Source organism: Citrobacter sp. C1 (assembly GCF_014596895.2).
Lineage (GTDB): Bacteria > Pseudomonadota > Gammaproteobacteria > Enterobacterales > Enterobacteriaceae > Citrobacter > Citrobacter gillenii.
The window spans coordinates 3,799,604-3,815,922 of the sequence record NZ_CP115035.1 but is presented as its reverse complement, the minus strand read 5'-3'; the positions used below and the strand labels follow the sequence as shown (position 1 = coordinate 3,815,922).

The 16,319-nt window shown below is 52.0% G+C and carries 16 protein-coding genes and 1 other annotated feature; of the genes, 9 read left to right on the top strand and 7 right to left on the bottom strand.

What is annotated here, in order from left to right:
• Positions 1-115: 115 nt before the first annotated feature.
• A complete protein-coding gene (locus IB214_RS18435; RefSeq protein ID WP_115259215.1) occupies positions 116-376 on the top strand; it encodes a type B 50S ribosomal protein L31 in 261 nt (86 codons plus the stop codon).
• Between the two features lies 1 nt (position 377).
• Complete coding sequence (gene ykgO, locus IB214_RS18430; RefSeq protein ID WP_005125190.1) at positions 378-518, top strand: type B 50S ribosomal protein L36; 141 nt, start codon at positions 378-380, stop codon at positions 516-518.
• 73 nt (positions 519-591) lie between these two features.
• Here the strand turns inward: ykgO and IB214_RS18425 are convergent, their stop codons facing one another.
• The 5 genes from IB214_RS18425 to acrA all read right to left on the bottom strand — a co-directional run bounded on the left by IB214_RS18425 (position 592) and on the right by acrA (position 6,921).
• Positions 592-1,065, bottom strand: coding sequence for a YlaC family protein (locus IB214_RS18425; protein ID WP_117342130.1), 474 nt, complete (start codon positions 1,063-1,065; stop codon positions 592-594).
• Positions 1,066-1,446: 381 nt separating this feature from the next.
• Positions 1,447-1,665 (bottom strand): HHA domain-containing protein, encoded by a 219-nt coding sequence (locus tag IB214_RS18420; protein ID WP_002892050.1) that lies wholly within the window; start codon positions 1,663-1,665, stop codon positions 1,447-1,449.
• Positions 1,666-1,692: 27 nt separating this feature from the next.
• Positions 1,693-2,067: an Hha toxicity modulator TomB gene (gene tomB / locus IB214_RS18415; protein WP_115259201.1), complete on the bottom strand. Its 375-nt coding sequence runs from the start codon at positions 2,065-2,067 to the stop codon at positions 1,693-1,695.
• Between the two features lie 488 nt (positions 2,068-2,555).
• Positions 2,556-5,705 carry an efflux RND transporter permease AcrB gene (gene acrB / locus IB214_RS18410; protein WP_096758039.1) on the bottom strand — a complete coding sequence of 1,050 codons (3,150 nt, stop codon included), beginning with the start codon at positions 5,703-5,705 and terminating at the stop codon, positions 2,556-2,558.
• Positions 5,706-5,727: 22 nt separating this feature from the next.
• The gene (gene acrA / locus IB214_RS18405; protein WP_096758038.1) at positions 5,728-6,921 is read right to left on the bottom strand and encodes a multidrug efflux RND transporter periplasmic adaptor subunit AcrA; all 1,194 of its coding nucleotides are present in this window, start codon (positions 6,919-6,921) and stop codon (positions 5,728-5,730) included.
• A gap of 141 nt (positions 6,922-7,062) precedes the next feature.
• Between acrA and acrR the strand changes: the two genes are divergently transcribed.
• Positions 7,063-7,707 (top strand): multidrug efflux transporter transcriptional repressor AcrR, encoded by a 645-nt coding sequence (gene acrR, locus IB214_RS18400; RefSeq protein WP_096758037.1) that lies wholly within the window; start codon positions 7,063-7,065, stop codon positions 7,705-7,707.
• Between the two features lie 126 nt (positions 7,708-7,833).
• Positions 7,834-11,199 (top strand): mechanosensitive channel MscK, encoded by a 3,366-nt coding sequence (gene mscK / locus IB214_RS18395; protein ID WP_117342131.1) that lies wholly within the window; start codon positions 7,834-7,836, stop codon positions 11,197-11,199.
• 46 nt (positions 11,200-11,245) lie between these two features.
• Here mscK and rsmS read toward each other — a convergent pair whose 3' ends face one another.
• Positions 11,246-11,407, bottom strand: coding sequence for a pleiotropic regulatory protein RsmS (gene rsmS, locus IB214_RS18390; protein ID WP_117342132.1), 162 nt, complete (start codon positions 11,405-11,407; stop codon positions 11,246-11,248).
• A gap of 14 nt (positions 11,408-11,421) precedes the next feature.
• Entirely contained in the window at positions 11,422-11,949 is a 528-nt protein-coding gene (gene priC, locus IB214_RS18385; protein WP_167456045.1) for a primosomal replication protein N'', read from the bottom strand.
• A gap of 69 nt (positions 11,950-12,018) precedes the next feature.
• Between priC and IB214_RS18380 the strand changes: the two genes are divergently transcribed.
• The 5 genes from IB214_RS18380 (at position 12,019) to recR (ending at position 16,274) form a co-directional block, all read left to right on the top strand.
• Positions 12,019-12,396 (top strand): DUF454 family protein, encoded by a 378-nt coding sequence (locus IB214_RS18380; protein WP_096759456.1) that lies wholly within the window; start codon positions 12,019-12,021, stop codon positions 12,394-12,396.
• A gap of 194 nt (positions 12,397-12,590) precedes the next feature.
• Positions 12,591-13,142 (top strand): adenine phosphoribosyltransferase, encoded by a 552-nt coding sequence (gene apt / locus IB214_RS18375; protein WP_096758032.1) that lies wholly within the window; start codon positions 12,591-12,593, stop codon positions 13,140-13,142.
• Positions 13,143-13,351: 209 nt separating this feature from the next.
• Complete coding sequence (gene dnaX, locus IB214_RS18370) at positions 13,352-15,277, top strand: DNA polymerase III subunit gamma/tau (RefSeq protein WP_117342133.1); 1,926 nt, start codon at positions 13,352-13,354, stop codon at positions 15,275-15,277.
• Positions 14,610-14,674, top strand: a sequence feature (DnaX frameshifting element). It overlaps the preceding gene by 65 nt.
• 62 nt (positions 15,278-15,339) lie before the next feature.
• A complete protein-coding gene (locus IB214_RS18365; protein WP_046276079.1) occupies positions 15,340-15,669 on the top strand; it encodes a YbaB/EbfC family nucleoid-associated protein in 330 nt (109 codons plus the stop codon).
• A complete protein-coding gene (recR, locus tag IB214_RS18360) occupies positions 15,669-16,274 on the top strand; it encodes a recombination mediator RecR (protein ID WP_096758029.1) in 606 nt (201 codons plus the stop codon). Before IB214_RS18365 ends, recR begins: the two co-directional genes overlap by 1 nt.
• Positions 16,275-16,319 lie beyond the last annotated feature (45 nt).

Here is a 16,319-nt window from a genome sequence, read left to right as displayed (position 1 = left end):
ATAGATTTAAGAGGGGTATTTCCAGATTAATTACCCACTGTGTAAATGAGGTTGAGCCAGGGACGAGAGTAGTGTACTTTATTGTTATGTTATAATGTAACAATTAGAGGTTGCTATGAAACCGGATATCCATCCTTTTTATCGTACTGTGGTATTCCACGACACCAGTGCCAATGAGTACTTTAAGGTCGGTTCGACCATCAAAACGGAACGTGAGATTGAATTTGAGGGACAAACGTATCCCTACGTGACCCTTGATATTTCGTCTAAATCACACCCGTACTACACCGGGAAGCAGAAGACGTTCGACAACGAGGGCAGTGCGGCGCGCTTCCAGAAACGTTTTGGCCATTTTATTGGCACTAAGCGAGGTTAATATGCAGGTTCTTAATTCACTTCGAAGTGCCAAACAGCGCCACCCTGACTGTCAGATAGTCAAACGCAAAGGGCGTTTGTATGTTATCTGCAAAACGAATCCGCGATTTAAAGCGGTGCAGGGCAGGAAGAAAAGACGTTAGACATTTTGCCAACATTTCAGGGAAACCAGTGCGTGCCAGCGGGTACGCACTTTTTTATTGGCTGGTAGGCAAGCTACTGAGCGGCAGCTTCTGCGCGAGTTAGCGTGAAGACGTCGTAGAAAGAGAGTTCGCCTTTCCGCGCCATCATTTTTTGCAATTGGGCTTTACGTTCGCCATCCACCCGCGGTGAATGCAGAATGGTCTCGATAAGCGCTGGCGGAACAAAACGGGTGTTATACCATTCGCCGTTATAGCAGACTCTGAAGTCCAGCACGTCGATGTCTTCGAAACGGTAACGCGGCGCGACGTCAAAAAAGAAAAAACCATTGAGGATGACAAACAATACCACCAGCAGCCACACTGAATCGACCAGCGTTTCTGATTGCAGCATAACCGCCAGCGTGGCGAACCAGGCGACATACATGCCAATAAACAGTCCCGGATACTTGCGAATGAAGCTGATGCTAAAGCGCGGTCTGTTATCGCGCTTTTCGCGCACATTTAAGTCGTCAATTGTTTCGGTGAGCAGGCGCTGTATTTCTGTCATCTCTTGCCTTCGTGATGTCTTCAATATTCAGGTGGGATCGACCCATTTTAAGAGGGGATAGTGCCTGAAAAAAGTAACAGATTAACCACAATTTAGCATAACAGTTACATTTGAACGTATAGCGTTTTGATGAGGCGCGCAGGATTGCCGCCTACAACGGTGTTTTTGACCCAACAGGTTATGCAGGACAGTCTGCATCTTCTGTTTGCCGAACGTTCATTATGGCAAAACAATAAAACGCAATGCGCACAGGGGAGCGTTCCCATTACCTTATTGTGATCGAAGTCACCTGATTTGAATTAAATAACTATTGTAAATATGAGGAGGTGGTCAGCCAGACAAACAAATCTAACGCGATACCTGACTTAACCTCGTGAACAATTAGCGAATAAATTTCCAAACGGAAGTTGGAATCTTGTCGTACAGCTTATTCATCGTCAATTCAGCAAGGCGATGATCTGCTGCTGAGTAAAATACAGCCAGTTCATTGTCGGACAATTCATATTTATTTTTCTCAATAACGCGCTCGAGCGTGTCAATTGTCTGGCAGCGTCGAAGACGCATCAAATAATCTGTTTTAGTTAATGGTTTATCAGACATAACTCTTACCTATGATTGTAATATTTTTTAACAAGACAAACTAACAGGATTAGCCCTGGTGGCATTGACAAAACAGCGAAACAGTCGATTTCCGGACTTTCGCCATTTCTGCAAATCCTGCGTATTAATACCATAATTGCTGAACAACATAAAAGTGTCATCCAGGTATTCATCAATCTGCGCAATCAGCTTATTGTCCTCATTGTACTTAATTTTATAATTAAGTGCGAAAGTTGCAATATGCTCTATCAGTTCGTTGAGCTGCAGGCTGGTTGCTGAAGTCGGGTCATTAACCCAGCCATGGTTGCTTTGTTCAAGGTTTGCAAGACAGTCATGATACAAGGTTTCGCAGAGAAATTTAAGCTGCGCGATATCATGCCGTTTGGGTGAGTACTCGTCCATAGCGCATCCCCTTCTTAGTGGTTTAAACTAACCGAACACCTTCGGGGTGGATACAACAAACTACCTGAAACTTGCCCGTGACGCCTGATGATTTAACTATAATCTACTCTAAAAAAGATTTCATCGTCATATCATGAAAAATTACAATTGCGTAAAATTATGATGTGGCACCCTTTTTACATTTTACCTTAAAAATGAAGGTATTCGAAATGGAACAACTTCTTTATTGTTCGGGCAATCATCAGGTTAACGGAGTTAGCTTTAGCAATCAAAGGCAACCTCTAACAATGCAGATTAGCTGCTAGGATTAATCTTAATAATTATTCAGGTAAAATAAGAAACCTCAAGAATTCTTAAGAATAGCCTTTAAGCCTACAGGGATTATATCGCTTATTCACTCGGCAGAAAATAAACGTAATCACAATAAGTGATTTTTATGATTTTTCCAGAAAAAAGGCCGCTTGCGCGGCCTTTTCATTAGCGATGAATCAATGGTGATCAACCGGGTGGCTGTGTTCAACATCTTCATTCTTGCGGCTAAAGCGGCGGCGAACCACCACAAAGAACACTGGAACGAAGAAGATAGCCAGTACGGTTGCTGTAACCATCCCGCCCATTACGCCAGTACCAACGGCGTTCTGCGCGCCACTCCCTGCGCCGGAGCTGATAACCAACGGCATAACGCCAAGAATAAAGGCCAGCGAGGTCATCAGGATCGGACGTAAACGCATACGAACTGCATCCAGCGTCGCCTCGATCAACCCTTTACCCTCTTTATCCATCAAGTCTTTGGCGAATTCGACGATCAATATCGCGTTCTTCGCCGACAACCCAATGGTTGTGAGCAGGCCTACCTGGAAGTAAACGTCGTTAGTTAATCCGCGGAACGTCGCGGCCAGCAACGCACCGATAACCCCCAGCGGAACCACCAGCATAACGGAGAACGGAATTGACCAGCTCTCGTACAGTGCTGCCAGACACAGGAAGACGACGATCAGTGAAATGGCATACAGGGCCGGAGCCTGGTTGCCAGACAGTCGTTCCTGATAGGACATCCCGGTCCAGTCATAGCCGATACCGGACGGCAGTTTGCTTGCCAGTTGCTCCATCATTGCCATGGCTTCACCGGTACTTTTACCCGGTGCAGCCTGGCCTAAGATTTCCATGGAAGGCAGACCGTTATAGCGTTCCAGTCGCGGTGAACCATATTCCCAACGTGAGGTAGAGAAGGCGGAGAACGGTACCATTTGTCCATCGCTACCGCGAACGTACCAGTTTCCAATATCTTCCGGCAACATACGGTATTCCGCTTCAGACATGACGTAAACTTTCTTCACACGACCGCGGTCGATGAAGTCGTTCACGTAGCTTCCGCCCCATGCTGCACCCAGCGTTGTATTAATATCACTAATGGAAACGCCCAGCGCCTGCGCTTTTTCCTGATCGATATCGATCTTGAACTGCGGCGTATCTTCCAGGCCATTAGGACGAACACCGACCAACAGATCCGGATGCTTAGCCACTTCACCAAACAGCTGGTTACGCGCCTGTGTTAGTTTGTCATGGCCCAAACCACCCTGGTCAATCAACTGGAAGTCAAAACCAGTTGCGGTACCCAGTTCGACAATTGCGGGCAGGTTAAAGGCGAAGACCATCGCATCTTTAATCTTCGAGAACGCCCCCATCGCGCGAGCGGTGATTGCCTCGACCTTGTTCTCATCACCCGGACGTTCGCTCCAGTCTTTTAACGACACGAAGGCAATACCGGTGTTCTGACCGCGTCCCGCAAAACCGAAGCCGTTAACGGCAAATACTGATTCAACGTTATTTTTTTCTTTGGTCAGATAGTAATCCGTCATTTCGTCCAGCACCTTCTGGGTACGCTCTTGCGTAGCACCTGCAGGTAGCTGAGCCATGGACAGGAATACCCCCTGGTCTTCATCCGGCAAGAAGGAGCTTGGCAGGCGAACGAACAGATAAGCCATGCCGACGACAATGATCAGATACAGCGCCAAATAACGACCCGTACTGCGCAGAATGCCGCCAACGCTGTCGGTATAGTGGTTGGTGCTCTTATCGAACATGCGGTTAAACCAGCCGAAGAAGCCTTTTTTGCCTTCTCCGTGATCGCCCTTAGCGATCGGTTTGAGCATGGTGGCACAAAGAGCCGGCGTCAGAATCAACGCCACCAGTACTGACAACGCCATTGCAGAAACAATGGTGATGGAGAACTGACGGTAGATTGCACCGGTAGATCCGCCAAAGAATGCCATCGGGATAAATACCGCTGACAGCACCATCGCGATGCCCACCAGTGCGCCCTGAATCTGGCCCATTGATTTACGCGTCGCTTCTTTCGGCGGCAGTCCTTCCTCCGCCATAACGCGCTCAACGTTCTCGACCACCACGATGGCGTCATCCACCAACAGGCCGATGGCGAGCACCATCCCGAACATCGTCAGGGTGTTTATCGAGAAGCCGAAAATGGCCAGCACTGCAAAGGTACCCAGCAAGACCACCGGTACGGCAATGGTCGGAATCAACGTCGCGCGGAAGTTCTGCAGGAACAGATACATAACCAGGAACACGAGGATGATTGCTTCCACCAGCGTTTTCACCACTTCGTGAATTGAGATTTTCACGAACGGCGTGGTGTCATACGGGTAAACAATTTTCAGGCCTGATGGGAAGAACGGCTCCATCTTCGCCAGTTCAGCGCGGATGGCGCTAGCGGTATCCAGGGCGTTAGCACCTGTCGCCAGTTTGATACCCAGACCGGAAGCCGGTTTGCCGTTAAACTTCGCAATGATGTCGTAGTTTTCGCCACCCAACTCCACTTTCGCCACGTCACGCAGACGAACCTGAGAACCGTCCTGATTCACTTTCAGCAGAATTTTGCTGAATTCATCGGCAGAGGTCAGACGGGTTTGCGCGATGATTGACGCGTTAAGCTGCTGGCCTTTCACCGGTGGCGTACCACCTAACTGACCGGCTGCAACCTGGGCGTTCTGCGCTTTAATGGCGTTGATCACATCAACCGGCGTCAGCTGGAAGTTGTTCAGTTTGTTCGGATCCATCCAGATACGCATTGCGTACTGGGAACCGAACAGCTGAACGTCACCCACACCTGAAGTACGGCTGATGGCGTCCTTCATGTTAGCGCCCACGTAGTCTGAAATATCTTCCTGGGTCATGGTGCCGTTGGTGTTGATAACACCGACAACCATCAGGAAGCTACTTGAAGACTTCTCTACGCTAACCCCTTGTTGTTGAACTTCCTGAGGCAGTAACGGCATCGCCAGCTGCAGTTTGTTCTGTACCTGCACCTGTGCGATATCCGCATCCGTACCTGACTGGAAGGTAAGGGTGATCTGCACGGTACCCGTGGAGTCACTGTTGGAGGACATGTACATCAGGTTATCGATACCGTTCATATTCTGTTCGATAACCTGCGTAACAGTATCCTGTACTGTTTTCGCATCAGCGCCAGGGTAGGTCGCGGAGATCGTCACTGCAGGCGGTGCAATAGTTGGATATTGCGCTACCGGCAATTTGAGGATCGCGAGCCCCCCTGCCAACATGATGATAATGGCGATCACCCACGCAAATATGGGGCGATCGATAAAGAAATTAGGCATGTCTTAACGGCTCCTGTTTAAGTTAAGACTTGGACTGTTCAGGCTGGCTACCGCTTGCGGCTTGCTGGTTGTTATCCGCGGTGACTTCCTGCGCTTTTACCTGCGCGCCTGGACGTACTTTTTGCAGCCCCGTGACAATCACGCGGTCGCCTGGCTTAAGTCCTTCTGTGACCAACCATTTATCGCCAATTGCTTGTGCTGCCACAATCTGGCGGGTTTCCACTTTGTCATCTGCACCGATAACTAACGCGCTGGCTTCACCGCGCGGTGTACGGGTCACGCCTTGCTGCGGAACCAGTATTGCCGTTGGGTTGATCCCTTCTTCCAGACGAGCACGGACGAACATACCCGGCAGTAAGGTGTGATCCGGGTTAGGGAAGATGGCGCGCAGCGTGATAGAACCGGTGGTCTGATCAACCGTCACGTCAGAAAACTCCAGCGTACCGGATTGCGGGAATTTAATGCCGTCGCTGGTCACCAGTTCCACTTTCGCTTTACCGTTCTCTTGCTTCAGTTTGCCGTTCGCCAGTTCTTGTTTCAGTCGCAGGAAATCGTTGCTTGATTGTGTGACGTCGACATAGATCGGATCCAACTGCTGTACGGTTGCCAGCGCGGTCGCCTGACCGTTTTGCACCAGGGCACCTTCCGTAACGGCAGACTTACCAATACGGCCGCTAATTGGCGACGTGACTTTGGTATACGCCAGGTTAATACGCGCCGTTTCTACTGCGGCTTTCGCGGCAATAACGGCAGCATTTGCCTGTTGCGCATCGGCCTTGGCGGTATCGTATTCCTGTTGACTGATGTACTTGGTACCCAACAGTTTCTGATAACGATTCACCGTCAACTGAGCGATATTAGCTGCCGCCTGCGCTTTAGCCAGATCGCCTTTTGCACTTTCATATGCGGCCTGGTAAGTAGCAGGATCAATCTGATAGAGAGACACACCCGCTTCAATGTCACCGCCTTCTGTGAAATTACGCTTCAGGATGATGCCGCTAACCTGAGGGCGAACTTCTGCAATGCGGAAAGCACTGGTGCGACCCGGGAGTTCAGTTGTTATCTGTAGAGGTTCAGCTTTGAGCGTCACAACTCCAACCTCTGGCATCTGCTGGCCCCCTTGTTGGGCCTGTTTGTCGTCACATCCTGTTAGCGCTAAGCTGCCTGAGAGCATCAGAACGACTGCCAGAGGCGTTAACCCTCTGTTTTTGTTCATATGTAAACCTCGAGTGTCCGATTTCAAATTGATCAATGGCTTAAAGCCTATAAACCCATTGCTGCGTTTATATTATCGTCGTGCTATGGTACATACATTCACAAATGTATGTAAATCTAACGCCTGTAAATTCACTAACATATGGCACGAAAAACCAAACAACAAGCGCAGGAAACGCGTCAACACATTCTCGATGTTGCTCTGCGTTTGTTCTCGCAACAAGGGGTCTCTTCCACCTCGCTTGCAGAGATCGCAAAAGCCGCTGGCGTCACGCGTGGTGCAATCTATTGGCATTTCAAAAACAAGTCGGATTTATTCAGTGAAATCTGGGAGCTGGCAAAACCCAATATTGATGAACTAGAGTCTGAGTATCAGGCAAAATTCCCTGACGATCCACTATCAGTATTAAGAGAAATTTTAGTTTACGTTCTTGAAGCTACCGTGACAGAAGAACGCCGGCGTTTGCTGATGGAGATTATATTCCACAAATGCGAGTTTGTCGGGGAAATAGCCTCTGTTCAGTTGGCACAACGTAGCCTGTGTCTTGAAAACTATGATCGCATCGAGCAAACCCTTCGCAACTGTATGAACGCAAAAATGTTGCCGGAGAATCTGAACACGCGTCGTGTGGCGGTGTTACTGCGCAGCTATCTTTCCGGCATTTTAGAAAACTGGTTATTTGCACCAGAGTCTTTTGATCTGAAAAAAGACGCGCGTGAATATGTCGCTGTGCTGCTGGAAATGTGTCTGCTGTGCCCTACGCTTCGCGTGCCTGAGACCTGCTGACCAGAGAGTTTCACTCCAGGAATTTTCCTGGACATTTTCACCCCCGCTATTTTGTCCATCACAGCCGTGATATTCTAGCTGCTTGACTATTTTCGGTCACTTTTCTGGTTAGAAACATTCATCCTCATGACTATGTTGCAGCTTTATAAACGTTCACAGCATCTCATTGCTATTACCATTATTTTCTTCATTCTATTGCTGTCTTGCCAGTCATCAGCATTTGCGCGAGCACAACAGAATGGCGAACTGCCGACGAAAGCGGATATTCAGAGCCAGCTAGACACGCTGAATAAACAAAAAGACCTTTCTGCGCAGGAAAAATTGGTTCAGCAGGATCTTATCGATACCCTCGCCACGCTCGATAAAATTGAGCGCGTGAAGGACGAGACCGTTCAACTACGCCAGAAAGTGGCCCAGGCGCCGGAAAAAATGCGCGAGGCGACGGCGGCGTTAAATTCGCTCAGCGATGTCGATAATGACGATGAAACGCGAAAAACACTGAGCGCGCTCTCTCTGCGACAACTCGAGTCGCGCGTCGCCCAGGTGCTGGATGACCTGCAAAGCGCGCAAAACGATCTGGCCGCTTATAACAGCCAACTGGTCTCGTTGCAGACGCAGCCTGAGCGCGTGCAAAACGCGATGTACACCGCCTCGCAGCAAATGCAGCAAATCCGCAATCGCCTGGATGGAACCAGCGTTGGCGAGGCGGCATTACGCCCCAGCCAGCAGGTGCTGCTTCAGGCGCAGCAGGCGTTGCTGAATGCGCAAATCGACCAGCAGCGTAAAAGCCTGGAGGGCAACACGGTTTTGCAGGATACCCTGCAAAAACAACGGGATTACGTGACGTCCAACACCAACAGGCTCGAACATCAGCTCCAGTTGCTGCAGGAAGCGGTGAACAGCAAACGTCTGACGTTAACCGAAAAAACCGCGCAGGAAGCAGTGACGCCAGATGAAGCGGATCGTATCCAGACCAATCCGTTGGTAAAACAGGAACTGGATATTAACCATCAGCTTAGCCAGCGCCTGATTTCCGCCACGGAAAACGGCAACTCACTGATGCAGCAAAACATTAAAGTCAAAAACTGGCTTGATCGTGCGCTGCAATCGGAACGCAATATTAAAGAACAAATCGCTGTGCTGAAGGGCAGTCTGCTGCTGTCGCGCATTCTGTATCAGCAGCAGCAAACGCTGCCGTCGGCAGACGAGCTTGCTGATATGACTAACCGCATTGCCGATCTGCGTCTGGAGCAATTTGAAGTCAACCAGCAGCGTGATGCGCTGTTCCAGAATGATGCCTTCGTTGCCAAACTGGAAGAAGGGCACAGCAATGAAGTGAACGGCGAAGTTCATGATGCGCTGCTGCAGGTTGTGGATATGCGCCGTGAACTGCTGGACCAGCTGAATAAGCAGTTGGGAAATCAGCTGATGATGGCGATTAACCTGCAGATCAACCAGCAGCAGTTAATGAGCGTGTCGAAGAACCTCAAGAGCATCCTCACTCAGCAAATTTTCTGGGTTAACAGCAACCGCCCAATGGACTGGGATTGGGTGAAATCCTTCCCGCAAACGCTCAAAGACCAGTTTAAATCGATGAAAATCACCGTGAACTGGGAAAAAGCCTGGCCGGCGGTGTTTATCGCATTCCTGGCCGGTTTGCCGCTGCTGTTGGTAGCCGGGCTTATCCGCTGGCGCCTGAAGTGGCTGAAAGCGTACCAGGCGAAACTCGCCGCCGCGGTGGGTAACTTGCGCAATGACAGCCAGCTCAACACACCTAAAGCGATACTGATCGATCTGATTCGCGCCTTGCCGGCATGCCTGATTATCCTTGCCGTGGGCTTGATTCTGCTGACTATGCAACTGAACGTCAGCGATCTGCTATGGGCATTTAGCAAGAAAATGGCCGTCTTCTGGCTGGTGTTTGGCCTGTGCTGGAAGGTGCTGGAAAAAGACGGCGTGGCGATCCGCCACTTCGGCATGCCCGCGAAACAGACCAGCCACTGGCGTCGCCAGATTGTGCGTATTAGCCTGGCACTGCTGCCGCTGAATTTCTGGTCGGTGGTCGCTGAGCTTTCGCCTCTCAATCTGATGGATGATGTGCTTGGGCAGATTGTTATTTTCTTTAACTTGCTACTTATTGCCTTCCTGGTATGGCCAATGTGTCGTGAGAGCTGGCGTGATAAGGAATCTCACGGTCTGCGCCTGGTGACGATAACCGTATTGTCGATTATTCCGATCGCGCTAATGGTGCTGACGGCGACCGGTTATTTCTATACCACGTTGCGTTTATCCGGTCGCTGGATTGAGACCGTATATCTGGTGATCATCTGGAACCTGCTGTACCAGACGGTGCTGCGCGGATTGAGCGTTGCGGCGCGCCGAATTGCCTGGCGTCGTGCACTTGCCCGTCGTGAGAACCTGGTGAAAGAAGGGGCCGAAGGCGCCGAGCCGCAGGAAGAACCTACCATTGCGCTGGAGCAGGTCAACCAGCAAACGCTGCGTATTACCATGCTGCTGATGGTGGCCCTGTTTGGCGTGCTGTTCTGGGCTATATGGTCCGATCTGATCACCGTGTTCAGCTATCTCGACAGTATCACGCTCTGGCATTACAACGGCACAGAAGCCGGTGCCGCGGTGGTGAAAGATGTCACTATGGGCAGCCTGCTGTTTGCGATTATTGCCTCAATGGTGGCCTGGGCGCTGATCCGCAACTTACCGGGTCTGCTGGAAGTGTTGGTGCTGTCGCGCCTGAAAATGCGCCAGGGCGCATCGTATGCGATCACCACAATCCTCAACTACGCGATCATTGCCATCGGTGCGATGACGGTCTTCGGGTCGCTCGGCGTATCGTGGGATAAATTGCAGTGGCTGGCCGCTGCTCTGTCGGTCGGTCTCGGTTTTGGCTTACAGGAAATCTTTGGTAACTTTGTCTCGGGTCTGATCATTCTGTTCGAACGCCCGGTGCGTATCGGCGATACCGTCACGATTGGCACTTATTCCGGAACAGTCAGTAAGATTCGTATTCGTGCGACCACCATTACCGACTTTGATCGCAAAGAAGTGATCATCCCGAACAAAGCGTTTGTGACCGAGCGACTGATCAACTGGTCGCTTTCAGATACCACCACGCGTCTGGTGATCCGCATTGGGGTCGCTTACGGTTCAGATCTCGATAAAGTGAAGAAAGTGCTGCTGCAGGCGGCAATGGAACACCCGAAAGTGATGCACGATCCTGAGCCAGCCGTGTTCTTCACCGCCTTCGGTGCCAGCACGCTGGATCACGAACTGCGTCTGTATGTCCGTGAACTGCGCGACCGCAGCCACACGGTTGATGAACTTAACCGCGCGGTTGACCGCTTGTGCCGTGAAAACAACATTGATATCGCCTTTAACCAACTCGAAGTGCACTTGCACAACGCCAAAGGGGATACTGTGACTGAAGTTAAGCGCGACATCATCAACGGTGATGATCCGACGCCTTCAGTAGGCTAATAGGAAATGTGATTGCCTGATGGCGCAGCGCCATCAGGCAATCCTGCTACCGTTCTTTTTTGGATGATGCGAGCTGTTTCGTTTCATAATCCCGCTTAACGATCTCTAGTGCTTTCAGCACGGTTTCAGGCGCAACCTGATTCTCTTCAAGTAAGACAATCAAATCGACGGCCAGTTTGACTTCGTCCGGGGCGCTTTCAAGTGACATACATTCTCCGACGATTAACGGGTGATACGTGCGAGCACGTTTTCTATTCTTTCCAGCGCATGGCGACAGCGTGCCAGACGCGCCTCGAAGGCTTCCACTTCTCGTAGCAGGCGCTGCTGCTCCTCAAAATTAGTTGCCCGAGCCAGTTGAGCCTTACGTTCGCGTGTCATCTCGACCAGTCGGCGCTCATATTCCTGATGTTGAACGCGTTTGCGCTGCCAGCGGGCAAGCCCTGGCGACGCGCTGTCCCATTCTCTGAGCGACCAGGTGGCGGTCTCACGGGAAATGGCTTCCAGTTGAGACGCTAAATGTTCAGCCAGCCAGGCTACCTGGGGACGCTGCTGGTGTTCAACGGCATGGCATAACGCGCTCAGGTTAGCATCGGCTTCATCCAGGCAGGCCTGTAACCGTGTGCTGCGGGTGCGAAAAAGCTGGCGATCGAAACGGGCGCTAAGCGTTGCGTGATGCGCAAGAGGGGCGCAACGCTGCCGCAGGCTGTTGAGCTGGCTTTCGAGCGTCTGAAGCAGCAGGGCGGTTTTCACGATAACACTCCGATGAAAATGAGAACCGTTATGCTAAAGTAGCGATTCTCTGTGTTAAGTATTGATATTATGCGACGCATTATTCTAATCATCATTGGCTGGATAGCGGTAGTATTAGGCACACTGGGTGTGGTTTTGCCCCTGTTGCCCACAACACCGTTTATGCTGCTGGCCGCCTGGTGCTTTGCCCGCTCATCGCCGCGTTTTCACGATTGGCTGCTGTACCGTTCATGGTTCGGCGGTTATCTGCGCCACTGGCAGAAACACCGTGCGATGCCGTCAGGGGCAAAGCCGCGCGCCATTGTGTTTATTTTGCTGACGTTTGGCGTTTCGCTGTGGCTGGTTGAGATGATGTGGGTACGCGGACTGCTGTTGGTTATTCTCGCCTGCTTGTTGATTTTTATGTGGCGGATCCCGGTGATTGATGAAGAGCAACAAAAGCACTGAAGCATAATAATCGCTGTTGCAATTGTCTCCCGCAGCCAGTAAATTTGACCGTTTTCGAGCACAGGCGCAGGCGGTCAAAGGTTAAACAGATGTAACCTTTGCTCTTTATATATACAAAAAATCATTCAAGACGCGTCGAGGATGGAGTATATAGTGCGCCGTGAAGTAATACCGTATCAATCAGGCACAAACTTATGACCGCAACTGCACAGCAGCTTGAGTTTCTCAAAGATAGCATCAAAAGCATCAACGACTACCCAAAACCGGGCATTCTTTTCCGCGATGTCACCAGCTTGCTGGAAGACCCGAAAGCTTACGCACTCAGCATTGAACTGCTGGTTGAGCGTTACAAAAATACGGGTATCACGAAAGTTGTCGGCACCGAAGCGCGCGGCTTCCTGTTTGGCGCACCAGTCGCCCTGGGGTTGGGCGTCGGGTTTGTTCCGGTGCGTAAACCCCATAAACTGCCACGCGAAGTAATTGCTGAAAGCTATGAGCTGGAATACGGCACCGATCAGCTGGAAATCCATGTTGATGCTATCAAACCGGGCGACAAAGTTCTGGTTGTAGACGATCTGCTGGCGACCGGCGGAACCATCGAAGCGACCGTGAAGCTGATCCGCCGTCTGGGTGGTGAAGTGACCGATGCGGCGTTCATCATCAATTTGTTCGATCTGGGTGGCGAACAGCGCCTGGAAAAACAAGGGCTGACCTGCTACAGCCTGGTCCCTTTCCCGGGCCACTAAGTCGGACTATCTTTTTTGCCATTTTGGCCCCGGTCAGTGCTCAAAATCCTCACGTACTACGTGTACGCTCCGGTTTCTGTGCGCTGCCCGAAACCAAACTGACTGCAACGATAACGCCCGAATATAACGTGTCAACCTCGCCGTCGCTGCGAGGTTGTGTTAGCATTACTCCCCTGTGAATCCACCCTCCAGCCTTTCAGAGCCTGCCAATGAGTTATCAGGTCTTAGCCCGAAAATGGCGCCCACAAACCTTTGCTGACGTCGTCGGCCAGGAACATGTGCTGACGGCACTGGCTAACGGCTTGTCGTTAGGGCGTATTCATCATGCTTATCTTTTTTCCGGCACCCGTGGTGTCGGTAAAACCTCTATCGCCCGTCTGCTGGCGAAGGGACTCAACTGTGAAACCGGCATTACCGCCACTCCCTGCGGGGTGTGTGACAACTGCCGTGAAATCGAGCAGGGACGTTTTGTCGATCTGATTGAAATTGACGCCGCGTCGCGCACCAAGGTTGAAGATACCCGTGATCTGCTGGATAACGTCCAGTACGCGCCCGCACGTGGACGCTTCAAGGTCTATCTGATCGACGAAGTGCACATGCTGTCGCGCCACAGTTTTAACGCCTTACTGAAAACGCTCGAAGAGCCGCCAGCGCACGTTAAGTTCCTGCTGGCGACTACCGATCCGCAGAAGCTGCCGGTCACTATCCTGTCGCGCTGCCTGCAATTTCATCTTAAAGCGCTGGACGTTGAGCAGATCCGCCATCAGCTTGAGCATATCCTCAATGAGGAACACATCGCCCACGAACCGCGTGCACTGCAGCTGCTGTCGCGCGCGGCGGACGGGAGCCTGCGCGATGCGCTAAGCCTGACCGATCAGGCGATTGCCAGCGGCGACGGCCAGGTCTCAACTCAGGCGGTGAGTACCATGCTCGGTACGCTTGACGACGATCAAGCGCTGTCTCTGGTTGAGGCGGTGGTTTCCGGGAATGGCGAACGAGCCATGACGCTGGTTAATGACGCTGCCGCGCGTGGTATTGAATGGGAAGCGCTGCTGGTTGAGATGCTGGCGTTGCTGCACCGGATTGCGATGGTTCAGCTCACGCCTTCCGCGCTCGGTAGCGATATGGCCGCCATTGAACAACGTATGCGCGAACTGGCGCGGACCGTGCCGCCGACCGATATTCAGCTGTATTACCAGACTCTGTTAATTGGACGTAAAGAGCTGCCGTATGCGCCGGACAGGCGTATGGGCGTAGAAATGACGTTGCTGCGGGCGCTGGCTTTTCACCCGCGCGTCCCGCTACCGGAACCCGAAGTCCCTCGCCAGTCGTTTGCACCCGCGGCTCCTACCGCGATCATGGCACCGACACAGGCCCCGGAGCAACAACCTGCGCCTGCGCATCAGGACGTACCGTTGTCTGAGGCAACCAGCCAGGTGCTGGCTGCGCGTAGTCAGCTGCAGCGTGCTCAGGGAGCGACCAAAGCAAAAAAGAGTGAACCGGCAGCCGCATCCCGCGCGCGGCCGGTGAATAATGCTGCGCTGGAAAGACTGGCGTCGGTGACGGAACGCGTTCAGGCGCGCCCGGCGGCCTCTACGCTGGAGAAGGCACCGGCGAAAAAAGAAGCCTATCGCTGGAAGACGACCAATCCGGTTGCAGAAGTCAAAGAAGTTGTTGCCACGCCAAAGGCGCTGAAAAAAGCGCTGGAACATGAAAAAACACCGGAACTGGCGGCAAAACTGGCGGCGGAAGCCATTGAACGCGACCCGTGGGCCGCGCAGGTCAGTCAGCTTTCATTGCCTAAGCTGGTGGAGCAGGTGGCGCTCAATGCCTGGAAAGAAGAGAATGGCAACGAGGTTCGCCTGCACCTGCGTTCCACGCAGCGGCACCTCAATTCCAGCGGTGCGCAGCAACGACTTGCTGAAGCATTGAGCAGCTTAACGGGCTCAGCGGTTGAATTGACCATCGTTGAAGATGATAATCCTGCGGTGCGCACGCCGCTGGAGTGGCGTCAGGCCATTTATGAAGAAAAACTTGCGCAGGCGCGTGAGTCAATTATTGCGGATAATAACATTCAGACGCTGCGTCGTTTCTTCGATGCGGAGCTGGACGAAGAGAGTATTCGCCCCATTTGATCGTAAGCCATTTTCCATGGTTTTATGGTTGTCATCCCTTAACGTGATTGAGAGAGAAGCCTATGTTTGGTAAAGGCGGTCTGGGTAACCTGATGAAACAGGCCCAGCAGATGCAAGAAAAAATGCAGCAGATGCAGGAAGAAGTGGCCAAGCTGGAAGTGACCGGCGAATCGGGTGCGGGTCTGGTGAAAGTGACCATCAACGGCGCGCATAACTGCCGTCGTGTGGAAATCGACCCAAGCCTGTTGGAAGACGACAAGGACATGCTGGAAGATCTGGTTGCTGCGGCATTCAACGATGCGGCTCGTCGCATTGAAGAGACCCAGAAAGAGAAAATGGCCTCCGTTTCCTCTGGTATGCAGCTGCCGCCTGGCTTTAAGATGCCGTTCTGATGCAAACCAGCCCGCTGTTAACTCAGCTTATGGAAGCACTGCGCTGCCTACCGGGCGTTGGCCCGAAGTCAGCGCAGCGCATGGCGTTCGCGCTACTTCAGCGCGATCGCAGCGGCGGGATGCGTCTGGCGCAGTCGTTAACGAAGGCGATGTCGGAAATCGGCCACTGTGCTGATTGCCGCACCTTCACAGAACAAGAAGTATGCAACATCTGTGCGAATCCGCGTCGCCGGGAAAACGGCCAAATTTGCGTGGTAGAGAGTCCTGCGGACATCTACGCCATTGAGCAAACGGGGCAGTTTTCCGGCCGTTATTTCGTGCTGATGGGACACCTGTCGCCGCTGGATGGCATCGGGCCTGATGATATCGGGCTTGATCGTCTGGAGCAGCGACTGGCGTCTGAGCACATCAATGAAGTGATCCTGGCGACCAACCCGACGGTCGAAGGCGAGGCTACCGCCAACTACATTGCCGAGCTGTGCATGCAATATGACGTTGAAGCCAGCCGTATCGCCCACGGCGTACCGGTTGGCGGTGAGCTGGAAATGGTCGATGGCACCACGCTGTCGCACTCTCTTGCCGGGCGTCATAAGATTAAATTCTGAACAAACGGAAGCCGCGACGGCGGTTTCCGCTTGAAATTATCATTC